The sequence below is a fragment of the Bradyrhizobium sp. WSM4872 genome (assembly GCF_055811715.1).
The window spans coordinates 153,116-175,917 of record NZ_JBVVPT010000008.1; the positions used below are offsets into that span (position 1 = coordinate 153,116).

The window sequence follows — 22,802 nt, forward strand, 5'->3', positions numbered from 1 at the left end:
TCGCGGGAGCTCTTGGGGGGAAAGATCATGCGATCCGTCGTCGTCACCGGCGCGTCCACCGGCATCGGCTGGGCCATTGCGAAGTTTCTGGTCGGGCGCGGCTATCGTGTTTTCGGTAGTGTCCGCAAGCAGGCCGATGCGGATCGGCTCACGGGCGAGTTCGGTACGAACTTCGCGCCGCTGCTGTTCGATGTCACCGACGAGGCGGCGGTCCTCGCTGCTGCGCGAAAAGTCCGCGAGGCGCTGGGCGGCGAGACGCTGGCCGGTCTCGTCAACAACGCCGGCGTCGCGGTCGCCGGTCCCGTGCTCGAATTGTCGGTCGACGACTTCCGCCGGCAGATGGAGATCAATGTCATTGGCCCGGTCATCGCGACGCAGGCCTTTGGGCCGCTACTCGGCGCCGATCCGTCGCTGAAGGGGCCGAAGGGCCGGATCGTGATGATCAGCTCGGTCGCGGGCAAGAACGGCAATCCCTTGTCGGCGCCTTACAGCACCTCCAAGCACGCCATCGAAGGCCTGTCGGAGAGCTTGCGCCGCGAGTTGATGCTGTTTGGCATCGACGTCATCATCGTCGCCCCCGGCGCGGTGAAGACGCCGATCTGGAGCAAGGCCGAGCAGATCGATCTCTCGGTCTACCAGAACTCGCCTTATCTGCCGGCGCTGAACAAGGTCAGGGCGTTCATGATGAAGCTTGGCGAGACCGGGCTGCCGGCCGAGCGGATCGCCGAGGTCGTTTTCGAGGCGCTCACCGCCGAGAGGCCCAAGGTTCGCTACCAGATCACGCCGGACCCGATGCGGCATTTGATGACGGCCACGCTGCCCAAGCGTGTGGTCGACCGCATCATCGCCAAGCGTCTCGCGCTGCTGCCACAGGGCTGAGCCTCCGAGGTGAGACCATTGCCTGACAGGTGATCGATTTCCGATTGTGGGAGCGTCTTGAGATGCCGGCTTATGTGATTTTCGACGTCGAGATCAGGGATTTGCAGCAGTACCAAAGCTTCATGTTGGGCGTGAAGCCCGCCCTGGAGGCCGCTGGAGCCAGATATCTGGCGCGAGGGGGCGCCCACAAGGTGTACGAGGGAGACTGGCAGCCCCGCAGGATCGTTCTGCTGGAATTCCCGTCCGTCGCAGCCTGGGAGGCGTTCTACACAGGCGCGACCTACCAGGGACTCAAAGCGGTCCGGGACGCATGCAGTTCTGCCCGCCTGGTCAGCGTCGAGGGCCTCGACTAGACGGCAAGTCGGTTCTGCACTGCGGGATTGCCTTGGCATGACGAATTGGGCGCGGAGACCGATCGGCTTCCGCTAACATTAAGCGAAGGTCGGATCGCGACACGCGTTGCTTGTCCGTGACCGTTCAATTACAGTTTTATGACACGGCGCAGGCCTTCCGGCTGCGCCGAACGCCGCAGGCCCGGTCAGCCGGCTCGGCATCACCATGCCGGACCAGCAGTTGCGTGTCGTCTATGGCGTCCGCGCCCAATCCAGGTCCTTCTGCCACAACCGCCGTACTGGCAAGCGTCGCCGCGCTCGGCATCTGGCGGCTGCTCGCGGTTGCGGCGCCGCATCTCGCAGCGCTCGTCCTGATGTACGAGACCGAGACGGATTTCGGCGCACGGCTCTCCTTCGTGCTGGCCTGGGGCATCCTCAACTTCTTCTGGATCACGCTGCTGCGGCGGCCGGCGCTCTCGGGTGCGCTGTCGCTGACCATGGTCGTGGTGCTGGTGCTGCTGTCGCGGCTGAAGCACGACGTCGTGCAGATGACGGTCAACTTCATCGACCTGATGATGATCGACCGCGACACGGTCGCGTTCCTGTTCACGATCTTTCCGAATTTGCGCTGGCCGGTGATCGGGGCCGGCCTCGTCACGCTGCCGCTGATGTATGCGCTGTGGTGGCTCGACCCATTCCGCATCCGCAGGCTGCCGGCGCTCGCCTGCAAGCTCGCCTGCCTCGCCGCGCTGGTCGGCTATTCGCTCTATCATCCTGACGAGGCTTGGCGCGGCTATTACGATGACGGCTATCTCTCGAAGTTCTTCCGCTCCGGCGTCAGCGCGGTCTCCGACTTCGCGCAATACGGCTTCATGGAGTCGGCCGCTTCGACCAACGAACGGCTCAACATGCCGCTGGTCGATGCCTGCCATCCCGCTGGCCGGCGGCCGAACATCATCATGGTCCATGATGAATCGAGCTTCGACATCCGCACCGCGCAGGGCATCAAGGTGCCGGCCGGCTACGGCAACCACTTCAAATCCTGGGACGGCAAGGAGCGCGCGTTCCTGGCCGAGAGCAATGGCGGGCCGAGCTGGTTCACCGAATACAATGTGCTCGCGGGGTTGTCGTCGCGCTCGTTCGGCCGCTTCGCCTATTTCGTGACGCGCATCGCAACAGGCCGGGTCGAGCGCGGCCTGCCGCTGGCGCTGCGCCGCTGCGGCTACGACACGATGTCGCTCTACCCCGCCTATGGCGGCTTCATGGCCGCGCGCAGCTTTCAGATGACGACCGGCATCGAGCGCTTCCTCGACTCCAGGGATCTCGGCGCCAAGGATGTCGAGCCCGATAGCTTCTTCTACGACAAGGCGCTCCGGTTGATGGGTGAGCGAACGCCGAACAAGCCGCTGTTTACCTTCATTTACCTCGGCGCCAATCATTTTCCGTGGGAGACGCGCTTCCGCCCGGATCTGCTGCCGAACTGGCGCGCACCGGGCAATGTGCCGTCCATTGACGAATATCTGCGCCGGCAGGCGATGAGCGCCGAGCAGTACAAGGCTTTCCTCGTGGGCCTGAAGAAGAAATTTCCCGGCGAACCCTTCCTGATCGTGCGCTACGGCGATCACCAGCCGGAATTCGCGCCTTCTATCCTCGAGCCCGGGCTCGACGAGGGTGCAATCGGCAAAAAGCTTGACGCCTACGATCCGCGCCTCTACGCGACCTATTACGCGATCGACGCCGTCAATTTCGAGCCGGTGAAGAGCGAGGCCGTGATGGATACAGTCGATGGTCCGTATCTGCCGCTGGTCATCCAGGAAGCCGCCGGCATCCCGCTCGATCCGTCCTTCGCCGAGCAGAAGGAGATCATGCTCCGCTGCAAGGGCATCTTCTACGGCTGCAAGGACGGTGCGGAAGCGAGCCGGCTGAATCGGCTGCTGATCGATGCGGGGATGATCAGGGGGCTGTAGCGTCTCTCCAACGTCGTCCCATCCTTCGCCAGGACGACATCGAATGAATGGCGCGGCTACCGCCCACCCACCTTCTCCCACAACCATTTCGCCACCGCATCCGGCGACGAATTCGCGTCATTGCCGGCGGCGCGTAAATTGGCTTCGCGCATGGTCGCGATGTCGATCTTGCCGAGCAGCGGCTTCAGCGCGGCCTGCAGCCGCTCGTCGCCGGCGCGCTTCGGAGCCAGCAGCAGGATTGCATCGTAGGGCGGGATCGCGTGCCTGGGATCGTCGAGCGCAACGAGATCGTATTTTGCGATCAGCCCGTCGCTGGTGTAGCCCGCGATGACATCGACCTCGCCGCTGGCGACGGCCGCATACATGAAGTCCGGCTGCATCTGGCGCTGGGCGCGGAACGAGAGCCCATAGGCCTTTTGCAGCGCCGCCCATTCGGGTCGCGAGAAGAACTCATAGTCGCCGGCGATCGACAGGGTCGAAGCATGCGCGGCGAGATCGGCGATGGTGCGGATGCCAAGCGCCTCCGCTCGCTTCTTCGGGATCACCAGCGCATAGGCATTCTCGAAACCGAGCTCGCCGAGCAGGGTGATGTTCTCTTTCGCAAGTGTCGTCTGCAGCTCAGCCAACAGCTCCGCGCGCGGCTTGATGTCCGTGCGGTGAAGCTGATTGGCCCAGAGCGTGCCGGAATAATCGACATAGAGATCGATATCGCCGGCCCTCAATGCCTCGAAGATCACGCTCGAGCCGAGACCGGATCGTGCGACGGCGGAAAGACCGGCCGCCTGCAGCCCATCCCGCATCAGCGCCGACAGCACATACTGCTCGGCAAAGGTCTTGGCGCCGACGACATAGCTCTGTGATGAGCGGCCCATCGTCGGCACCAATGTTGCGGCGACCAGTGCCGCGATCCCGGCAGCGCCAAGCGCCGTACGCACGCGGCTGCGCCCGCGCAGGCCGCTCTCGATCAGGCCGAGCAGTTGATCGACGGCGAGCGCCAGCAGGGCCGAGGCAAAGCAGCCGAACAGCACGAACACCCAGTTCTGGGTCTGCAGCCCGGCAAAGATGTAATTGCCGAGGCTGGTCTGCCCGATCGGGGTCGACAGCGTCGCGGTGCCGATCACCCACACTGCGGCCGTACGGATGCCAGCCATCATCACCGGGAGGGCCAGCGGCAGTTCGACCATCACCAGCGACTGCCGTGCGGTCATGCCTACTCCCTGAGCGGCTTCGATCAGCGCGGGATCGATGCCGTTGAGGCCGGTGATGCCGTTGCGCAGCACCGGCAACATCGAATAGAGCGCCAGCGCCAGCATCGCTGGCAGGAAACCGAAAGCGGAGAAGGAGACGCCGAACCAGGCAAGCGTCACGGAGGCCGCGAGCAGCAGGAGCGGGTAGAACAGCGCGAGCAGCGCCAGCCCGGGCACCGTCTGCACGATGCTGGCGAGCGCGAGCAGGACGGCGCGCGGGGTGGGGCGGTTGCGGGTCAGGATCGCCAGCGGCAGGCTGACGATCAGGCCGAGCGCAAGTGCGGCGAGACTCACCCGGACGTGGTTGCCGAGATAGTCGGGCAAATGCGCCAGCGCCTCGCCCCAGCGCGGATCGGCGAAAAGGCTCATGCCGCCCCGCTCTGTGGCAGCAGCGCGTTCAATCGCTCGACCTGGCGTCGCGGCGTCCGTAGCAGCTCCAGCACGTAGGCGTCGCCGCTTTTCGAGAGCTCCACTGGCGTGCCCTGCGCCAGCAGCTTCCCGCTGCGCATCACCGCGATGCGGTCGGCGAGCAGGATCGCCTCCGTCATGTCGTGGGTGATCATCACGGTGGTCAAGCCGAACTTGCGGTGCAGCTCGCGAAAATCGTCGCCGAGCGCATCGCGGGTGAGGGGATCCAGCGCGCCGAATGGCTCGTCCATCAGCACGATGCGCGGCCGTGCCGCAAGCGCGCGTGCCACGCCGACACGCTGGCGCTGGCCGCCCGAGAGCGCATCCGGCAATCGCTCGCGATGCGCGGCCCGGTCGAGCTGCACGAGCTCGAGCAACTCATCGACCCGCGTTGCGATATCCGCCGCCGGAACGCCGAGCAGTCTTGGCGTGATCCCGATATTGTCGGCGACGCTCAGATGCGGGAACAGTCCACCGCTCTGGAAGACATAGCCGATGCGGCGCCGCAGCGCGACCGGATCGACCGATTGCACGTCGTCGCCCTCGACGGTGATCGTGCCGCCATCCGCCTCGATCAGACGGTTGGCGAGCCGCAGCAGCGTCGTCTTGCCCGAACCCGAGCCGCCGACAACGGCAACAAATTCGCCTTCGGCGATGTCCAGTGACACATCGTCCACGGCCTTGAGCGCGCCGAAGCTCTTGGTGACGTGGGCATAGCCGATCATTGGCCTGGACGGCATCGGGCGGGGCTCACTGCGCTGACCCGCCCCAAGGATTGAGGGAGGGAGGGGATGACAAGGCCCATGCGTAGCACGCTTGGCGCCTTGATTGAACTTGGCCGCGCGAGCGGCTAAGGCATCGGACCAAATTCGGAGGGAATACATGGCGACGCCTACGGCAGTGGCGCTGGAAGATGCCAAGGTCGCGTTCCAGCTGGGGGACGGGCGGGTCTATACAGCGGTGGAGAAGGCGAATCTGACGGTCGGAGAGGGCGAGTTCGTCGCCATCGTCGGCCCGACCGGCTGCGGGAAATCGACGCTGCTCAACGTCGCGGCCGGGCTGCTGAAGCCGGCTGCCGGGAGCGTCAGGATATTCGACCAGCCGCTCGCCGGGCTGAACCGGGATGCCGGTTATCTGTTCCAGGCCGATGCGCTGTTCCCCTGGAAGACCGCGCTCGACAATGTCGCGATCGGGCTCGAAGTCAGCGGCACGCCGCGCAGCGAGGCGCTGCCGCGGGCGCAGAAATGGCTGACCTCGGTCGGCTTGGGCGCCTTCGCCAACCGTTATCCGCACATGCTCTCGGGCGGCCAGCGCAAGCGCGTGGCGCTGGCTCAGGTGCTGATCCGCGATCCAAAGATCCTGCTGATGGACGAGCCGTTCGGGCCGCTGGATGCGCAGACCCGGCAGGTGATGGGCAACCTCCTGCTCGACCTCTGGAATGCCGATCGCAAGGCCGTGCTGTTTGTCACCCATGATCTGGAAGAGGCGATCGCGCTCGCCGACCGGGTCGTGATCATGTCGGCGGGGCCGTCCTCCCGCATCATCGGCGACTGGCGCGTGAGCCTGCCGCGTCCGCGCGACATTTTTGAAGTGCGGCTGGACAAGGAGTTCCATGCGCTTCATCGCGAGATCTGGAGCGTGCTCAAGGACGAGGTCATGAAGGGCTACGCGCAATCCACGCAAGCGGCGGAGGCGGTCTGATGTCGCGGGTGACGCTGCTTGCGCTGCAAGTGCTGGTCGCGGTGGTCTGCCTCGCGCTGTGGCAATTGCTGTCGACCGTGCCCGTGTTCGGCAAGATATTGCTGCCGCCGTTCTTCTTCTCCAACCCGGTCGATGTCTTCGCCCAGATCGTCAAATGGTTCTCGTCTGGTGTGATCTGGAAGCATCTCGGCATTACGCTGACGGAATCAATCCTGGCCTTCGTGATCGGATCGGCCGGTGGCGTGCTGATCGGCTTCTGGTTCGCGCGCCAGCCGCTGGTCGCCGCGGTGTTCGATCCCTACGTCAAGATGGTCAACGCACTGCCGCGTGTCGTGCTGGCGCCGATCTTCGCGTTGTGGCTTGGGCTGGGCATCTGGTCCAAGGTCGCGCTCGGCGTGACGCTAGTGTTCTTCATCGTGTTCTTCAACGTCTATCAGGGCGTCAAGGAGGTCAGCCGCACGGTGCTCGACAACGGTCGCATGCTCGGCATGAGCGAGCGGCAGCTGATGCAGCACGTCTATTGGCCCTCGGCGCTGTCGTGGATGTTCTCCTCGCTGCATACGTCGGTGGGCTTTGCCGTGGTCGGTGCGGTCGTCGGCGAATATCTTGGATCGGCGGCGGGGCTCGGCTATCTCATTCAGCAGGCCGAAGGCGTATTCGATGTCGCCGGCGTCTTTGCCGGCATGTTCGTGCTGTCGGCCTTTGTCATCCTGATCGACTTTGGTGTGACGCTGGTTGAGCGCAGGTTGCTGGTGTGGCGCCCGACCGTGGACGGGCGCGGCTAGGCCGCAGGGGCCCGCACGGCGTGCGAGCCCCGGATCGATCAATCCAGCAGTTTGGTGTCGTCTGGCGCCTGCGGCGGCGTCTTGATTGCGATCGCCTTGACCTGTCCGCTGATCGGCTTGGTGCCGCCATGCGGCGTCCCCTTCGGGATGATGACGAGGTCGCCTGGCTTCACCGTGACTTCCTTGTCGCCGAACCAGATCGTGCCGGTGCCCTCCAGAATGTACTGGATCTCGTTGGTGTTGGGATGCATGTGCTTGGGCACATTGCCGACCTGGATCGAGATGGTGGCGCCGTCGGCGCTTGCGAACATCTTGGAACGGAAGCCGACGGCGTTGGCGTTCCCGAGCGCGTCGCCCTCCATCTCGCCGGTGTGAATGATCTGCGGAGTGATGTTCTCCGCGGCCAGCGCCGGCCGCAGCAGGTGGGTTGCGCCGCACCCGGCGGCAAAAGCGGTGGCGATCGACAGTCCGATTGCAAGGCGATTCATGGATGATCCTCCCCATCAAGAATTGTTCTTGTGGGCTCATGCTATTGCGCCGAAAGGCCGATGGCCAGCGCCTTCGGTCCTGCTTCTCAAGCCAGTCCGGCTGCTCTATGGTGCCGCCAGCCGAACGGAGGAAACCAATGAAGAACACGATAGCCAGGCTCGCGGGCGCGCTGCTCGCGCTGACCCTCACCACCGGTCTCGCCGCCGCGCAAAGCAAGGTCACCATCGCGATCGGCGGCGGCTCCTGCCTGTGCTACCTGCCGACGGTGCTGGCAAAACAGCTCGGCGAATACGACAAGGCCGGCCTCAATGTCGAGCTCGTGGACCTCAAGGGCGGCTCGGACGCGCTCAAGGCCGTGCTCGGCGGCAGCGCCGACGTTGTCTCCGGCTATTTCGACCATTGCGTCAACCTCGCGGCCAAGAAACAGGAGCTTCAGGCGTTCGTCGTCTATGACCGCTATCCCGGCCTCGTGTTGGTGGTATCGCCGTCGCACACCAACGAGATCAAGTCGATCAAGGACCTCGCCGGCAAGAAGGTCGGTGTCAGCGCGCCAGGCTCCTCCACGGACTTCTTCCTGAAGTATATGCTGAAGAAGAACGGGGTCGATCCCGCCAGCACCGCCGTGATCGGCGTCGGCCTCGGTGCTACCGCGGTCGCCGCGATGGAGCAGGGCCAGATCGACGCCGCCGTGATGCTTGATCCCTCCGTGACCGTGCTCCAGGGCAGCCACAAGGATCTGCGCATCCTCTCGGACACCCGCACGCAAAAGGATACGCTCGAGACCTTCGGCGGCGAATATCCGGGCGGCGCGCTGTACTCGACCGCGGCCTGGGTGGCCGGCCACGAGAAGGAGACGCAGGCGCTCACCAACGCGATCCTGGGTGCGCTCGCCTGGATCCACTCGCACTCGCCCGAGGAGATCATGGCGAAGATGCCGGAGGAGACCGTCGGCAAGAACAAGGACCTGTATCTCGCGGCACTCAAGAACACGATCCCGATGTACTCCGAGACCGGCAAGATGGACCCGAAGGGCGCGGATGCCGTGCTCGCGGTGTTCAGCGTCGGCTCGCCCGAGGTCGCCAATGCCAAGATCGACGTCAGCAAGACCTTCACCAACAAGTATGTCGAGCAAGCCAAGAAGACCACGGGAAGCGTCAAATAACTGACGCGAAGGCGTGGTCATCAGGCGTCATGACATCACCCATCATTCATCGGGTCACGACGCTTGAACTTGCCGTCCGGCCGATCGTCTGGGCATTCGCGGAGGAGCGGCGCGCCGAGATCGCCGCGCATTTCGCCGAGAAGCAGCGTGAGCGACCAAAGCTCTGGAACGGCCGCGTCCTGCTCGGGCTCGATGCAAGGTTCGCCGACGGCCATCTCTCTGCGACCTATTTCGAGACCGATTTCGCCAGCTTCCTCGCCTGGCGCGACTGGGGCTTTCCCGACAAGGCGGTGTTCAACGGTTTTGGCATGGGCGCGCTGCGCACCTCCGACGGCGCCTTCGTCATGGGCGAGATGGCGCAGCACACCGCCAATGCGGGCCGGATCTATTTCCCGTCGGGCACGCCCGATCTCGACGACGTCAGGGGCGACACGCTGGACATTCCCGGCAGCGTGATCCGCGAGCTCGAGGAAGAGACCGGCCTGACCGCGGCCGACTATCGGGTCGAGCCGGACTGGCACTGCGTCGTCACCGGCCCAACGATTGCGATGCTGCAAATTATCAACCTGGACATGCCGGGTGATGTGGCGCGTGCGCGGATCGAAGCCAATCTGGCGGGCGAGGCCGAGCCAGAGCTCTCGGCAATCCATCTCGTGCGCGGGAAGAGCGATCTCACGCCGTCCATGCCGCGATTTGTCACGGCCTTCGTCGAGCAGCAGTTCGCATCGCGCTGATGCGCGAGGCTTGACATCGCTGCGCTCAGCCCATGTGATGGGCAGAAATATAAAACCAAAAAGAATGCAATGCACAATCGTCCAGGGAGGTTTTGATGCGCGTGCGCAGGGCTGCCCGTCTGGTACGTGGGCTGTTGGTCGCGATATCGGCCACCGGCTTGATGGCTTCGGCCGAGGCCCAAGAGAAGGCTCAAGAGAAGAAGATCAAGATCGGCGTCGTGTTCGACCTGACCGGGCCGCTCGCAGGCGGCGGGTCCGAGCTCAATTATGTCGGCGCAAAGATCATCCTCGACCACTTCGCCAAGACCGGTGTCGAGGGCTACAAGATCGAGGCGGTCTATGCCGACGCCCAGAGCAAGCCCGACATCGCGATCAACGAATCCGTCCGTCTGCTCGAGCAGGAAAAGGTCGACATGGTGCTCGGCTTCTTTTCCTCGGCGCAATGCGTGCCGGTCGCGGCCCGCGTCGAGCAGCTGAAGAAGTTCATGTGGATGACGACCTGCATCTCGTCGGCCGTGTTCAACGAAAAGGGTTACAAATACGTCTTCCGCCCGCAGGCGAGCGGCGACCAGTTCGGCATGATGACGATGGACTTCATCGCGCAGAACGCCAAGGCGAAGTTCGACAAGGAGCCGAAGGATCTGCGCGTCGCCATCATTCACGAAGACGGCGCCTATGGCGTCGACGTGTCCAGGGGCAACGAGGCCGGCGCCAAGAAGGCGGGCTTCAACGTCGTGATGAAGGAGGGCTATTCGGCCACCGCGCCCGACCTCTCCGCGTTGGTGACCAAGTTGAAGCGCGCCAAGCCCGACGTCATTTTCCACACCGGCTACAACCCCGATATCACGCTGTTGCTGCGTCAGGCGCGCGAGCAGGGGCTGAAGTTCGGCGCGCTGATGGGACACGGTGCGGGTTACGGCGTCTATGAGAAGCTGAAGGAAGGCATGGGGGCGGATGCCACCTACATCTTCAACACCGACCCGATCTCGATCTGGCTTGCCAACCAGAAGACCATGGATCCCAAGCTCCCGCCCGTGATCAAGATGGTCGGCGAGGAGTTCGACAAGATCCGGCCCGGCGTCGCCATCCGCTCGGCGCATGTCGGCATCGGTGCGTCCAACACTTATGTGTTCATGAATGACGTCCTGCCGCGCGCGATCAAGAAGTATGGCGGTGTCGATCCGGATGCGCTGCGCAAGGCTGCGCTCGACGCTGATATTCCGGAAGGGGGCACCATGCTCGGCTTCGGCGTCAAGTTTTACGGCGAGGGCACGCCGATGGCCGGGCAGAACGAGCGCTCGTTCCCGGTCGTGATCCAATACATCGACGACAAATCCTCCGTGGTGTGGCCCAAGAGCCAGGCGCAGCGCGAGGCCGTGCTGCCGCTGCCCAAGGGCACCACCTACAGCAACCAGTAGCGCAAATGCGCGCAGAGAGGAGAGCGGGACGGTGCTGGAAGTCAGCGGGCTGGTGAAGCGGTTTGGCGGCTTCACCGCCGTCAACAATGTGTCGTTCAAGGTCGACCAGGGCGAGATCCTCGGCCTGATCGGCCCCAACGGCTCGGGCAAGAGCACGATCTTCAATATGCTATCGGGCACGCTGGCGCCGACGTCCGGTTCGATCCAGTTCGACGGCTCCGAAATCGCAGGCCTTCCGCCGCACCGGATCATCAACAGCGGCATCGGTCGTACCTTCCAGATCCCGCGCCCGTTCCGCCGCCTGACGATCTTCGAGAACGTTGCGCTCGCCGGCTTCTACGGCCAAGGCCGCCACAGCCGCGTCAAGGCCGAGGAGGCGGCCGAACGATCGCTCGCCATGGTGGGCCTGCCGACCGACCGCCATGCCGGTGTCGACGGTCTGGGTGCAGCGGGGTTGAAAAAACTCGAGCTGGCTAAAGCGCTAGCCACCGCGCCAAAACTTCTGCTGGCCGATGAGAGCCTCGGCGGTCTCGATGAGGCCGAGATGGGGCAGGCGGCCGACATGCTGCGCAACATCCGCGACGAGCTCGGCATTACCATCATCTGGGTCGAGCACATCATGGGCGTGCTGATGCGCGTCGTCGATCGCGTCATGGTGCTCGATCACGGCGAGAAGATCTCGGAAGGTTTGCCGAGTGCCGTTGCCGGCGATCCCCGCGTCATCGAGGTCTATCTCGGCACCGATGCCGAGACCACGCAGGCCGCGGCCGCCGCAGCGCGCCGCCGCGCAGGGGTGCAGTGATGCTGGAGCTCCGCGGCGTCAATGCCGGATATGGCACGTTCCAGGCACTGTTCGACGTCGACCTCGACGTGAAGGCGGGTGAGGCTGTCGGCGTGATCGGGCCGAACGGCGCCGGCAAGACCACATTGATGCGCGTCATCTCCGGGCTGATCCGTCCCTCGCGCGGGTCGATCAGAATGGAAGCCGTCGACGTCGTGGCCACGCCGCCGCACAAGATCGTCAGCCTCGGGATCGCGCATGTGCCGGAAAACCGGCGGCTGTTCCCGCAGCTCTCGGTCGACGACAATCTCAAGATGGGCGCGTTCATGAAGGAGGCGCGCGGCCAATACGCCGAGCGGCTGGACGTGGTGTTCGATCTGTTTCCGCGCCTGAAGGAGCGACGCCACCAGATGGCCGGCACCATGTCCGGCGGCGAGCAGCAGATGTGCGCGATCGGCCGCGCGCTGATGTCGAATCCAAAGCTGCTGCTGCTCGACGAGCCGTCGGCGGGGCTGGCGCCGGTCGTGGTGCAACAGGTGTTCGATCTGGTGAAGCGGATCCGCGCCAGCGGGCTGACCGTGCTGATCGTGGAGCAGAACGTGCAGCAGGTGCTGAAAGTGGTCGATCGCGCCTATCTGATCGAGGCGGGCTCGATCAGGTCCTCGGGCACTTCAGCCGAGATGCTGGCGAGCGACACGGTCAAGGAAGCGTATCTCGGGGTGTGAGGTTCATGCGGGCATGCAAGCATTTTTGGACATTTTCGACATCTACCTGCTGGAGGCCGTGATCAACGGCATCCTGCTCGGCGGCGTGCTGGCGCTGCTCGCGCTCGGGCTCAATTTGATCTTCGGCGTCATCGACGTGACCTGGATCTGCTACGCAGAGCTGGTGATGATCGGCATGTACGCGATGTATTTCCTGGTGCAGTATTACGGCATCAGCTATTTCCTCGCAGCGCCGCTCACCATCCTGCTGGTCGCGGTGCTCGGCGCGGCGCTGCACTACTTGGTGATCGCGCCGCTCCTCACCGCGCCCCCGATCAACCAGTTGCTCGCGACCGGCGGGGTGCTGTTCGTGCTGCAGAGCTTTGCCACCGTCGCCTTCGGCATCGACTTCCGCAACCTCGGCATTCGCCTGCCGGTGCTCGCCTTCGGCGACATGAATTTCAGCTACGCACGACTTCTGTCCTTCCTGGCTGCGCTGGTCGGCATGGTCGCGGTCTATCTGTTCATGACGCGGACCTTCACCGGCACCGCGATAAGGGCGATCTCGCAGGACCGGCAGATCATGGCGCTGATGGGCGTCGATACCAAGCGCATCTATCTCATCACCTCCGCGATCGGCGGGGGGCTGGCCGGGCTCGCGGCCTGCCTGCTGGTGCTGCAATATGACGTGCATCCCTTCGTCGGCCTGTCGTTCGGGCCGATCACCTTCCTGATCTGCGTGCTCGGGGGCTTAGGCAATTTCATCGGCGGCTTCATCGCCGCCTTCGTGTTCGCCGAGATCATCTCGCTCGGCGGCCTGTTCTCCGATCTCGAATGGGGCTATGTGCTCGCCTTCGCCTTCTTCATCGTCATGATGTTCATCCGGCCCGCGGGCCTGCTCGCGAGGCGCCGATGATGGGGCGGGGACGGCTTGCAGCTTGGGGGATCGGATTGGCGGCGCTGGTCGCACTGCCTTTCGTCTATCGCGATCCCTATCATCTGCACATCCTGGTGCTGATCCTGATCTGGTCGTTCGCCTATACGTCCTGGTCGATGATGGGGCGGTTTGGCCTGGTCTCGCTCGGCCACGGCGGTTTCATGGGCATAGGCGCCTATGTCACCGCGCTGCTCTGGAACCACCTGGGCTGGTCGCCCTGGATCGGCATCCCCATCGGCATGGTCGCGGCCGGCGCGCTGGCGCTGATCGTCGGCTATCCCTGTTTTCGCTTTCGCATCACCGGGCACTATTTCGTGCTGGTGACGCTCGCGCTCTCCGGCATCGTGCTCCAGGTCATCACGGCGACGCGCGACTACACCGGCGGCTCGCTCGGCTACACGCCCAACCGGGCCGCGGGCAACAAGCTCTGGTCGCTGCAATTCGACGACAAGATCACCTGGTATTTGATTGCGCTGGGGGTCTGGCTGTTCGGCATCGTGGTCTGGCACTGGGTCGACCGCAGCATGGCCCGCTACGCGCTGGAGGCGATCTCGGAGGACGAGGACGCCGCGGCCGCCGCCGGCGTCGACGTCACGGCGGAGAAGCTGAAGATCACGCTGCTGAGCGCGCTGATGACGGCCTTGGCCGGCGCGCTCTACTGCCAGTACCAGATGTTCATCACGCCCGACACCGTCAGCGGCATCGCGGTGTCGCTCCAGATGGTGTTCGCGGCCATCGTCGGCGGCCTGTTCGTCTCGCTCGGCCCGACCTTCGGCGCTGTCATCACGATCATGCTGGCCGAGACCCTGCGCATCGGTTTCGGCACCAAGGCAGTCGGCTGGGACAATCTCGTCTACGGCGTGCTGCTCGTGCTGTTCATCATATTCCTTCCGAAGGGCATCCTTGGTAGCTTGCTCGAACGATTGAAGCCGCAACGCAAGGTGCCCCGCGCTCATGAGCAAGAAGCCATCCAAATCGCTCGCCCAGGAACTTGACCGCTACATCACGCCCTTCCGCTACGACGGTTCGGGCAAGTTTCATCTCAAGGAGCACAAGACCGACGAGAAGGGCGATCTCGACAAGGAGAAGGCGCAGGAGCTTCTCGAGGCCAACAAGAAGCGGCTGATCGCGTTTCAGGAGAAGCTCTACGCCCAGGATCGCTGGTCGGTGCTGATCGTGTTCCAGGCGATGGACGCCGGCGGCAAGGATTCTGCGATCAAGGCGATCTTCGAAGGCATCAATCCGCAGGGCTGCGCAGTCAGTGCCTTCAAGGCGCCGAGCAGCAAGGAGCTCGATCACGACTTCCTCTGGCGCCACGCGGTCGCGCTGCCGGAGCGCGGCCATATCGGCATCTTCAACCGCTCCCATTACGAGGAATGCCTGGTGACGCGCGTGCATCCGGAAATCCTCGCCAAGGAGAAGCTGCCGCCAAAGCTCGTCACCAAGAACATCTGGAAGGAGCGGTTCGAGGACATCTCTGCCTGGGAGCGCTATCTCTCGCGCAACGGCACCGTGGTGCTGAAATTCTTCCTCAATTTGTCCAAGGACGAGCAGCGCGAGCGCTTCCTCGACCGGCTGGAGGATCCGTCAAAGCAGTGGAAGTTCTCCATGGACGACATCAAGGAACGCGCGCTGTGGCCGCGCTACCAGGCGGTCTATCAGGACATTGTCCGGCACACGGCAACGCCTCACGCGCCGTGGTATGTCGTGCCGGCCGACCACAAATGGTTCGCCCGCGTCGTGATCGGGTCGGCCATCGTCGCGGCGCTCGAACAGCTCGATCTGCGCTTCCCCCGCGCCGACAAGGCCTCGCTGGGCGAATTCGACGAGGTGCGCAGGGCGCTGGAGAAAGAGGAGAAGGCGGACAAGAAACAAAAAACGCGAAAACAACCCCATGCACAGTAGCCGGGGATAACGAAATCAATGGCTTGAAGGTCAAATCGAGAGATTGCGGATTTCTCGAAGAGGTTTGACTCGTCGGGCAAAACAGGGGTATGATGTCATCATCCCCAATCCCTCTGTACCCACGCGCAACCCGTAGCAGACGCGCTCTACATTTGCGGGAAGGGCAGTCTTGTAACTCGTCCACTTCTCGTGTTCGGCAGCGGCGTGTCCGTCGCGCCGGAATGGAACGCGTCCTCAAATGTGATACCGCGGCCGTTGATCGTGCTTGACAGTCTTGCGTCACGGGAGGACCATCGCAATGGTCGCAAACAAGCGACGCGCAACGTCCACATCAAGAGCAAGGGGAGGTCTATGACACCACCTCCGCAGATCCAGCCGCGTTAAGTGCGATGGAGCTCGTTCGGACTATCGCATAGCGGCAGAAATCGCGAACGGCACGCCGGGCCAAGGTCTAGTGGGCTGCATCAGTGTGGCATAGCCCCTACCTGCCCGGCGCTGTACCCTGCATCACATCGATTGCATCACAGCGATCAAGTCGGATGGCCGTGACTAGGCCGCCGCGCTTTTGACATCCTGCTTCTCTCCTCCTCCTCATCGCGTCATTCCGGGCCGACTCCCGGAATGACGCAGGGTGACCGCATATCAGGGCGAGCGCACATGACATCTCAGCGGCGCCTGAGCGAGCGCCTCGTCCTTCGAGACGACCGCTTCGCGGTCTCCTCAGGATGAGGCTCAGCTGCATCCATCTCCATTGAAATGCTGCCGCATACGGATCCCTCGGCTTGAAATCGCGGTTCCCGCTTCCTGCACCGCGGCAAATGCCAAGAGAATGTCGCCTCATTGGCCAACTTCCGACACAGCGCCGGGGCGAATAGCGTCGATCCGACATGATGCATGTGCTTCGGCGGTGACGGTCCCGACGTCGCCGTCGCATTCATTTTTCCCAGGGAATCCCTCGTGTCGCATAAGCTTGCCTCCGCGCTTCTCGCCGCGCTCTTGATCGCGATTTCGTCTCTCTCCAGCGTCAGCGCCGCGCCGCCTGCGCCGGCGACAAACAGCGCTGCCACGGTGTCGCCCGAGGAGGCCAAGCGGGCGCTGGAGACGCTGCAGGACGACAAGAAGCGTGGGCAGATGATCGATACGCTGCGCGCGATCGCCAATGCGTCTGGTGCACATCAGTCCGCGCCCGAGCCAAAATCGCCGATCCCGTTGGCGGCCGACGGCCTCGGTGCGCAGCTCATGCTCACCGTGTCCGAGGAAATCGGCGAAATTTCGCGAGACGTCGCCGATTTGGCCAGGACGCTCACGCACTTCCCGGCGTTCTATTACTGGATCGTGCGGACCGCGAACGATCCCGCGGCCTACAATCTCCTGATCGAGATCGCCTGGAAACTCGCGCTGGTGTTCGGCTGCGCCTTTTGCGCCGAATGGGTGATGTTCCGTCTGATCCGGCGCCCCGTCGTGTTCCTGGAAGGGCGCATGCCGCAAACGGCGCGTCTGCCGGTGCAGGTGTTGCCCATTGCCGATCCGCCGTCGTCGGTGGCCGATGTCACCCCCGCGCCCGAACTGTATAGGCGCCGCCACAGCCTGGCGCGGGCCTGGCAGATCATGCTGCGGCTGCCCCTCGTGCTGGGACGCTTTCTGCTCGAACTGCTTCCCGTGTTGGTCTTTGTCGGCGTCGCCACGGCGCTGCTCGGCACCGAAATCGGCGAGCCCACCACCGTCCGCCTCGTGATCCTCGCGGTCGTCAACGCCTATGCGTTCTCGCGCGGGCTCATCTGTGTGGTTCGTGTGCTGGCGGGACCGTTGGGCTTGTTTCCGGTCAAGGCCGAAACCGCCGCCTATATCGAGATCTGGGCGCGCCGTATCGTCGGTGTCGGCGTCTCCGGCATCGCCTTTGCCGATGTGGCGCTGCTGCTCGGCCTGCATCGCGGCGGCTATGCCGCGCTCCTGCGCATGGTGATGCTGGTCGTGCATCTCTTCATCGTCGTCATCATCCTGCAATGCCGCCGCCAGGTCGCCGAAGCCATCCGCGCGCCGGCCGACCGGCAGGGGATCGCGGCGGGACTGCGCAACCGCATCGCGGGCGGCTGGCACTATCTCGCCATCGCGCTCGACCTGGCGCTGTGGGCCGTGTGGGCGCTGAACATTCGCAACGGCTATTCGTTGCTGCTGCAATATTTCGTCGGCACCATCGCGGTGGCGCTGATCACGCGTGTCGCCATCATGCTGACGCTGGGCCTGATCGACCGCGGCTTCCGCATCAAGCCGGAGATCCTCCAGCGCTTTCCGGGCCTCGAGATCCGCGCCAACCGCTACCTGCCGCTGCTGCGCAAGATCGTATCCGGCGTGATCGCCTTCATCGGCCTGGTGGCCGTGCTCGAAGTCTGGGGCGTCGACGCCATCGTCTGGTTCTATGGCGGCCAGATCGGCAGCCGGCTGATCTCGGCGGTGGTGACGATCGGACTTGCCGTGTTCATCGCAGCTGCGATCTGGGAAGCCAGCAACGCGCTGCTGGACCGCCAGATCAATACGCTGTCGCGCGACGGGCACTATGCCCGGGCCGCGCGGCTGCGGACCTTTCAGCCGATGCTGCGCACGGCCTTGCTGTGCGTGATCGCCACCGTCGTCGGGCTCACCGCGCTCAGCGAGATCGGCGTCAACGTCGCGCCGCTGCTGGCGGGCGCCGGCATCGTCGGCATCGCCATCGGTTTCGGCTCGCAGAAGCTGGTGCAGGACCTCATCACCGGGCTGTTCCTGCTGCTGGAGAACACCGTCCAGGTCGGCGACAGCGTCAGCGTGTCGGGGCTATCGGGCGTGGTCGAGAACGTCTCGATCCGCACGATCAGGCTTCGCGCTGGCGACGGTGCCGTGCACATCGTGCCGTTCAGCGCGGTGACGACCATCACCAATGCCAGCCGCGGCGCCGGCAACGCGTCCGTCAGCGTCAACGTCGCCTACAAGGAAGACACCGACCGCGCCGGTCAGATCCTCAAGGACATCGTCGACGAGATGCGCCGCGAGGTCGAATTCCGCAGCCTGATCCGCGGCGATCTCGATCTCTGGGGCATCGACAAGGTCGACGGCGCCATGGTGTCGATCGTCGGCCAGATCCGTTGCACCGAGGCCGGCCGCTGGCCGGTGCAGCGCGAATTCAACCGCCGCATGAAGCAGCGTTTCCAGCACAACGGCATCGAGGTCGCATCCGCCACCCAGACCATCCTGATGCACATCGCGCCGCCGACTGATGGCGCCGCTCATCTGACGCCAAGGCGAGCGGCAGGATAGGGCGTGCCCATAAACATCGGCTTACCAATCCAAAGCGGAAGTCTCCCACCTTGCGTGTGATCGGCGGCTCGTGACCCATACCAGAAGTCGGCTTGTCCCAATGTTGCATCTAGTCGTGTTCGCCTGCGCTCCAATCCCTGTTGGTAGCAGGCTTCAGGTGTTCATCCGGCGGATCGATGCCTCGGCCAAGGCATGAGAGGTTAAGCTTGACGTTCCGCTTACTTTTTCCTTACCGGCAGCTTATCCTTAGGCTCGGCACTGAATCTGTGACCGGCGGCAGCCTAAGGGATTGGCAGCTTGCGTTATCTCTTTGAGGAATACGCATTTGACACCGAGCGGCGCGAGCTACATCGCGGGGCGAACGTCGTCCCTGTCGCTCCACAGGTCTTCGATCTACTCGACTACCTTATCCGCAACAGGGAGCGCGTCGTCAGCAAGGACGATCTCATCAACGCCATTTGGAGCGGGCGGAGCGTGTCCGAAGCCGCGCTCACGACGCGCCTTAATGCTGTCCGCACTGCCATTGGCGATTCCGGTGAAGAACAGCGATTGATCAAGACACTGCCGCGCAAAGGCTTCCGTTTCGTCGGAACAGTGCGTGAAACGACAGACGAGGCAATAGGCGATGCTGCTGTGCAGGGGCAGGCACCAGATCTCTCGCTCCCCGAGAAAGCCTCTGTGGCCGTTCTCCCTTTTGTCAACCTGAGCTCCGATCCGGAACAGGACTACTTTGCTGATGGAATGGCCGAGGACATCATCACTGCGCTGTCTCGGTTCAAGGCTCTATTCGTCATCGCACGCAACTCGAGTTTCACGTACAAAGGGCGCGCCGTCAACGCGAAGCAGATCGGGCGCGAACTTGGGGTGCGCTACATCCTAGAAGGCAGCGTCCGCAAAGCTTTGGACCGTATTCGCATCACGGGACAGCTTGTCGACGCCGCCACCGGGGCTCATCTTTGGGCCGACCGGTTTGAGGGTGAGCTCGGCAACGTCTTCGATCTGCAGGATCAAGTGACTGAGAGCGTGGTTGGAGCGATCGCACCGACCGTGGAAAAAGCGGAGATCGAGCGCGCCAAGCGTAAGCCAACGGAAAGTCTCGGCGCGTATACTGTCTATTTGCGCGGATTGGCTAGACACTATCAAATTGACCACAGCCGGCAGGCGATTGAGGACGCATTGCGTCTATTCAACACCGCGACTGAACTCGATCCGAATTTTGCGGCCGCGTATGGCCGTGCTGCCTCTTGCTACGCATATAGTAAGGGCATTGGCTGGTTCTCAGGCACGACGGAAGAGATTGACGAAGTAAAACGACTCGTCAAACGCGCGGTCGAGTTGGGCAAAGATGACGCGATCGCGCTCAGTGCGAGCGGATGGGCTTGCGCCTATATCGTTGGCGATTTCGAGCAAGGGGCCGCCCTGATCGACCGTGCACTTTTGCTGAATGTCAATTTGGCTGAGGCATGGCACTTCAGCGGTTGGGTGAAAAATTGGCTCGGCGAGCCGGTGCCGGCGGTCAAATGTTTCGCGCGCGCCATGCGTCTGAACCCATTGGATTCGAGGATGGCGGGCATGCGAACCGGGACCGCGTATGCGCATTTCCTGCTAGGCCGGTATGACGAGGCGGCATCGTGGGCGGCACTGGCGTTGCAATACAATCCGGAGTTTCCGGCTGGATTGCGCGTGGCCGCCGCGAGCAACGCGATGGCCGGCCGCATGGAAGAGGCACGCAAGGCAATAGCTCGGCTCCGGCGAGTTCATCCCACGCTGCGCGTGTCAATCATACGGCACCTGGTGCCTCATCGACGGACCGAAGACCTTGCGCGATATGAAGAAGGGCTAAGGAAAGCCGGATTGCCAGAGTAAGCCGGTTCACTTGTGCAAACGGGGTGATCGAGCGCGAGGCGCAATGTCTGCGATTGGCCCGTTAGCGAAGTACCGGCACACCTCGACTGGGTCCCGCTTAGTGAGGCATGTCGGACCAGATTTGCTCGGGGTGAATTCTTCGCACTTTGACCCTTATCGGAAGTCGATGGGCCCGATTTGGCCGTCGAACGTTGGCAGATATCGCACCCATTCGGCGGATCGGATGCCTCGCGGGTCGATACCTCGGTTCGAAGCGACGTAGTCGATCTCGCCGCGCGTTGTGCCGATATCCATTAGCTCCCTGTCACTGAGGTCTGACAACGTGGCTCGTAACCTATGGCGTTCGCGCCGTTCTTGAAAAGCATCCCAACATCTCTTGAAAAGGTTGGAGACGCCGTAGGCCAAAGCTGCCATCTGTCCCAACCCTGTTGCACCGTAGGTCGTGCTCATCGCGGTACCTTCTCTGGTTGTTCTACCCAGACGAGGGTGCCAAGGCATGGGAGGGCGCGCTTGACATTCGGCTTACATTTTCCTCACCGGCGGCATATTCTTTGCGTTCCGAGCCGTCCGAGTGGCCGAATGATCGGAGGCCTCACGAGGAGTTGGCAGCTTGCGCTATCTTTTCGAGGAATACGCATTCGACACCGACCGGCGCGAGCTGCATCGCGGGGCAGACCTCATCCCAGTCGCGCCACAGGTATTCGATCTGCTCGATTACCTGATCCGCAACAGGGAGCGCGTCGTCAGTAAAGACGACCTCATCAATGCCGTTTGGAATGGGCGCAGCGTTTCGGATGCAGCACTGACGACGCGGCTGAATGTTGCCCGAAGCGCAATCGGCGATTCCGGGGAGGAACAACGCCTGATCAAGACGTTGCCGCGCAAGGGATTCCGTTTCGTCGGACAGGTGCGCGAGTCGCGAGAAGCTGCGGGCCCAAGTCCCGGCGATGTGCCCGAGGGTGCTCTTGCGGTTCCCGACAAGCCCTCCATCGCTGTGCTTCCGTTCGAGAACATGAGCGGCGATCCCGAGCAGGAGTATTTTGCTGATGGGATGGTTGAAGAAATCATCACGGCGCTTTCTCGTTTCAAAGGGTTGTTCGTGATCGCTCGCAATTCGAGCTTCGCGTTCAAAGCCAAAGCCGTCGATGTGAAGGAGGTCGGACGCAGGCTTGGCGTACGCTATGTCCTTGAGGGGGCTGTACGCAAAGCGTCGGGGAAGGTGCGCATCACAGGGCAGTTGATTGATGCGGTGACGGGCGCGCACATCTGGGCGGACAGGTTCGAGCGTGACCTGACAGACGTTTTTGCTCTCCAGGACGAAGTCACGGTCGCCGTTGTCTCAACCATTCAGCCAAAATTGTTTCAAGCAGAAATTGAGATGGCGACGCGACGGCGACCGGAGAACCTCACCGCATATGATTTTTATCTCCGCGCTCTGCAGCAGTCTAGCCTAACGACCCGCGAAGGGTTGGCCGAGGCGATAAGGCTGGCTCATCGCGCTTTGGAGCTAGACCCTCGGTACGGCTTAGTCGCGGCTATGGCAGGCATCTGGCACATGGTCAACGTCATCTTAGGCTTTGCTACCGATCCTCAATTCGACAGGAAGGAGTCAGTTCGGCTTTCTCGCTTGGCATTGAGCCTCGACGATAGTAATCCATTTACGTTAGCAACGGCTGCTTTAATCTCAGCGTACATGGTCGGCGATATTGAAAGTGCGATCGAAATGGCTGACCGGGCGGTCGCGCTCAACCCAAATTCATGGGACACATGGAACTGCAGAGGCTGGGTATATAACTATGCGGGGCTGCCGGAGGAAGCGGTCCGAAGCTTTGAACGTGCCATGCGCATGAGCCCGGTCGACCCGCGGCTACACACAACCTTTGCTGGGATGGGGTTGGCCTTTATCGAGCTTGGTCGTTTTGACGAGGCGATCGTCGGAGGGAAGAAAGCCCAACGTCTGAACCCCCACTTTCCGGCAGCTTACCACTGTCTCGCATCCGCTTTCGCTCATCTCGGACGCGATGCCGAGGCCCGTGAGGCGGCTGCGCGTGTGCTTGAGGTCGATCCTTCCTTTACAATTACTTCGCGGATCGCTCGCGGCGGGCAATCAAACGCGAAGCTGCTAATTGAGGGTCTTCGGAAAGCGGGGTTGCCCGAATGAGCCCGCGCACGTCCGCGCCGATGGGCTGATCTATAGGG

Annotated in this window: 20 protein-coding genes; 16 read left to right on the forward strand and 4 right to left on the reverse strand. The window is 63.1% G+C overall.

Annotation, left to right across the window (positions count from 1 at the left end):
- Positions 1-27: 27 nt before the first annotated feature.
- The 3 genes from AC0L3C_RS13995 (at position 28) to AC0L3C_RS14005 (ending at position 3,178) form a co-directional block, all read left to right on the forward strand.
- The gene (locus tag AC0L3C_RS13995; RefSeq protein ID WP_473408248.1) at positions 28-879 is read left to right on the forward strand and encodes an SDR family oxidoreductase; all 852 of its coding nucleotides are present in this window, start codon (positions 28-30) and stop codon (positions 877-879) included.
- A 62-nt stretch (positions 880-941) separates the two neighbouring features.
- On the forward strand, positions 942-1,232 hold the full coding sequence (locus AC0L3C_RS14000; protein ID WP_018454346.1) for a DUF1330 domain-containing protein: 291 nt from the start codon (positions 942-944) through the stop codon (positions 1,230-1,232).
- 233 nt (positions 1,233-1,465) lie between these two features.
- Positions 1,466-3,178 carry a sulfatase-like hydrolase/transferase gene (locus AC0L3C_RS14005; RefSeq protein ID WP_473408249.1) on the forward strand — a complete coding sequence of 571 codons (1,713 nt, stop codon included), beginning with the start codon at positions 1,466-1,468 and terminating at the stop codon, positions 3,176-3,178.
- Between the two features lie 56 nt (positions 3,179-3,234).
- Here AC0L3C_RS14005 and AC0L3C_RS14010 read toward each other — a convergent pair whose 3' ends face one another.
- Positions 3,235-4,794, reverse strand: coding sequence for a glycine betaine ABC transporter substrate-binding protein (locus AC0L3C_RS14010; protein WP_473408250.1), 1,560 nt, complete (start codon positions 4,792-4,794; stop codon positions 3,235-3,237).
- Positions 4,791-5,573: an ATP-binding cassette domain-containing protein gene (locus tag AC0L3C_RS14015; protein ID WP_473260517.1), complete on the reverse strand. Its 783-nt coding sequence runs from the start codon at positions 5,571-5,573 to the stop codon at positions 4,791-4,793. The genes AC0L3C_RS14010 and AC0L3C_RS14015 overlap by 4 nt, the downstream gene beginning before the upstream one ends.
- Before the next feature lie 142 nt (positions 5,574-5,715).
- On the opposite strand from AC0L3C_RS14015, the gene AC0L3C_RS14020 reads away from it, so the two are divergent.
- Entirely contained in the window at positions 5,716-6,534 is an 819-nt protein-coding gene (locus tag AC0L3C_RS14020; RefSeq protein ID WP_473260515.1) for an ABC transporter ATP-binding protein, read from the forward strand.
- Positions 6,534-7,319, forward strand: a complete 786-nt coding sequence (locus tag AC0L3C_RS14025; protein WP_473260513.1) for an ABC transporter permease — start codon at positions 6,534-6,536, stop codon at positions 7,317-7,319. The genes AC0L3C_RS14020 and AC0L3C_RS14025 overlap by 1 nt, the downstream gene beginning before the upstream one ends.
- A gap of 38 nt (positions 7,320-7,357) precedes the next feature.
- On the opposite strand, the gene AC0L3C_RS14030 is transcribed toward AC0L3C_RS14025, so the two are convergent.
- Entirely contained in the window at positions 7,358-7,807 is a 450-nt protein-coding gene (locus AC0L3C_RS14030) for a cupin domain-containing protein (RefSeq protein WP_247288096.1), read from the reverse strand.
- Positions 7,808-7,944: 137 nt separating this feature from the next.
- On the opposite strand from AC0L3C_RS14030, the gene AC0L3C_RS14035 reads away from it, so the two are divergent.
- The 10 genes from AC0L3C_RS14035 to AC0L3C_RS14080 all read left to right on the forward strand — a co-directional run bounded on the left by AC0L3C_RS14035 (position 7,945) and on the right by AC0L3C_RS14080 (position 20,603).
- Entirely contained in the window at positions 7,945-8,970 is a 1,026-nt protein-coding gene (locus AC0L3C_RS14035) for an ABC transporter substrate-binding protein (RefSeq protein ID WP_473408251.1), read from the forward strand.
- Between the two features lie 29 nt (positions 8,971-8,999).
- Positions 9,000-9,704, forward strand: a complete 705-nt coding sequence (locus AC0L3C_RS14040; RefSeq protein WP_473279100.1) for an NUDIX hydrolase — start codon at positions 9,000-9,002, stop codon at positions 9,702-9,704.
- A gap of 95 nt (positions 9,705-9,799) precedes the next feature.
- Positions 9,800-11,122: an ABC transporter substrate-binding protein gene (locus tag AC0L3C_RS14045; RefSeq protein ID WP_473408252.1), complete on the forward strand. Its 1,323-nt coding sequence runs from the start codon at positions 9,800-9,802 to the stop codon at positions 11,120-11,122.
- A gap of 31 nt (positions 11,123-11,153) precedes the next feature.
- Positions 11,154-11,924 carry an ABC transporter ATP-binding protein gene (locus tag AC0L3C_RS14050; RefSeq protein ID WP_473408254.1) on the forward strand — a complete coding sequence of 257 codons (771 nt, stop codon included), beginning with the start codon at positions 11,154-11,156 and terminating at the stop codon, positions 11,922-11,924.
- Positions 11,924-12,628 (forward strand): ABC transporter ATP-binding protein, encoded by a 705-nt coding sequence (locus AC0L3C_RS14055; protein WP_473260499.1) that lies wholly within the window; start codon positions 11,924-11,926, stop codon positions 12,626-12,628. The genes AC0L3C_RS14050 and AC0L3C_RS14055 overlap by 1 nt, the downstream gene beginning before the upstream one ends.
- A 13-nt stretch (positions 12,629-12,641) precedes the next feature.
- Positions 12,642-13,523 carry a branched-chain amino acid ABC transporter permease gene (locus tag AC0L3C_RS14060; protein ID WP_007613294.1) on the forward strand — a complete coding sequence of 294 codons (882 nt, stop codon included), beginning with the start codon at positions 12,642-12,644 and terminating at the stop codon, positions 13,521-13,523.
- Positions 13,520-14,539, forward strand: coding sequence for a branched-chain amino acid ABC transporter permease (locus AC0L3C_RS14065; protein ID WP_473408255.1), 1,020 nt, complete (start codon positions 13,520-13,522; stop codon positions 14,537-14,539). Before AC0L3C_RS14060 ends, AC0L3C_RS14065 begins: the two co-directional genes overlap by 4 nt.
- Positions 14,499-15,449 (forward strand): polyphosphate kinase 2 family protein, encoded by a 951-nt coding sequence (locus AC0L3C_RS14070; RefSeq protein ID WP_473260493.1) that lies wholly within the window; start codon positions 14,499-14,501, stop codon positions 15,447-15,449. Before AC0L3C_RS14065 ends, AC0L3C_RS14070 begins: the two co-directional genes overlap by 41 nt.
- Positions 15,450-16,406: 957 nt before the next feature.
- Positions 16,407-18,737 carry a mechanosensitive ion channel domain-containing protein gene (locus tag AC0L3C_RS14075; protein WP_473408256.1) on the forward strand — a complete coding sequence of 777 codons (2,331 nt, stop codon included), beginning with the start codon at positions 16,407-16,409 and terminating at the stop codon, positions 18,735-18,737.
- Positions 18,738-19,034: 297 nt separating this feature from the next.
- Positions 19,035-20,603 (forward strand): winged helix-turn-helix domain-containing tetratricopeptide repeat protein, encoded by a 1,569-nt coding sequence (locus AC0L3C_RS14080; protein ID WP_473408257.1) that lies wholly within the window; start codon positions 19,035-19,037, stop codon positions 20,601-20,603.
- A 153-nt stretch (positions 20,604-20,756) separates the two neighbouring features.
- Here AC0L3C_RS14080 and AC0L3C_RS14085 read toward each other — a convergent pair whose 3' ends face one another.
- Positions 20,757-21,101, reverse strand: coding sequence for a DUF1127 domain-containing protein (locus AC0L3C_RS14085; protein WP_473408258.1), 345 nt, complete (start codon positions 21,099-21,101; stop codon positions 20,757-20,759).
- A gap of 112 nt (positions 21,102-21,213) precedes the next feature.
- Between AC0L3C_RS14085 and AC0L3C_RS14090 the strand changes: the two genes are divergently transcribed.
- Positions 21,214-22,764 carry a winged helix-turn-helix domain-containing tetratricopeptide repeat protein gene (locus AC0L3C_RS14090; RefSeq protein WP_473408259.1) on the forward strand — a complete coding sequence of 517 codons (1,551 nt, stop codon included), beginning with the start codon at positions 21,214-21,216 and terminating at the stop codon, positions 22,762-22,764.
- Positions 22,765-22,802: the final 38 nt, after the last annotated feature.

Bases quoted from the DNA above. Each gene is read 5' to 3' on its own strand.
- AC0L3C_RS13995 (WP_473408248.1), top strand. From the start codon at position 28: ATGCGATCCGTCGTCGTCACCGGCGCGTCCACCGGCATCGGCTGGGCC.
- AC0L3C_RS14000 (WP_018454346.1), top strand. From the start codon at position 942: ATGCCGGCTTATGTGATTTTCGACGTCGAGATCAGGGATTTGCAGCAG.
- AC0L3C_RS14005 (WP_473408249.1), top strand. From the start codon at position 1,466: ATGGCGTCCGCGCCCAATCCAGGTCCTTCTGCCACAACCGCCGTACTG.
- AC0L3C_RS14010 (WP_473408250.1), bottom strand. From the start codon at position 4,794: ATGAGCCTTTTCGCCGATCCGCGCTGGGGCGAGGCGCTGGCGCATTTG.
- AC0L3C_RS14015 (WP_473260517.1), bottom strand. From the start codon at position 5,573: ATGCCGTCCAGGCCAATGATCGGCTATGCCCACGTCACCAAGAGCTTC.
- AC0L3C_RS14020 (WP_473260515.1), top strand. From the start codon at position 5,716: ATGGCGACGCCTACGGCAGTGGCGCTGGAAGATGCCAAGGTCGCGTTC.
- AC0L3C_RS14025 (WP_473260513.1), top strand. From the start codon at position 6,534: ATGTCGCGGGTGACGCTGCTTGCGCTGCAAGTGCTGGTCGCGGTGGTC.
- AC0L3C_RS14030 (WP_247288096.1), bottom strand. From the start codon at position 7,807: ATGAATCGCCTTGCAATCGGACTGTCGATCGCCACCGCTTTTGCCGCC.
- AC0L3C_RS14035 (WP_473408251.1), top strand. From the start codon at position 7,945: ATGAAGAACACGATAGCCAGGCTCGCGGGCGCGCTGCTCGCGCTGACC.
- AC0L3C_RS14040 (WP_473279100.1), top strand. From the start codon at position 9,000: ATGACATCACCCATCATTCATCGGGTCACGACGCTTGAACTTGCCGTC.
- AC0L3C_RS14045 (WP_473408252.1), top strand. From the start codon at position 9,800: ATGCGCGTGCGCAGGGCTGCCCGTCTGGTACGTGGGCTGTTGGTCGCG.
- AC0L3C_RS14055 (WP_473260499.1), top strand. From the start codon at position 11,924: ATGCTGGAGCTCCGCGGCGTCAATGCCGGATATGGCACGTTCCAGGCA.
- AC0L3C_RS14060 (WP_007613294.1), top strand. From the start codon at position 12,642: ATGCAAGCATTTTTGGACATTTTCGACATCTACCTGCTGGAGGCCGTG.
- AC0L3C_RS14065 (WP_473408255.1), top strand. From the start codon at position 13,520: ATGATGGGGCGGGGACGGCTTGCAGCTTGGGGGATCGGATTGGCGGCG.
- AC0L3C_RS14070 (WP_473260493.1), top strand. From the start codon at position 14,499: ATGAGCAAGAAGCCATCCAAATCGCTCGCCCAGGAACTTGACCGCTAC.
- AC0L3C_RS14085 (WP_473408258.1), bottom strand. From the start codon at position 21,101: ATGCCTTGGCACCCTCGTCTGGGTAGAACAACCAGAGAAGGTACCGCG.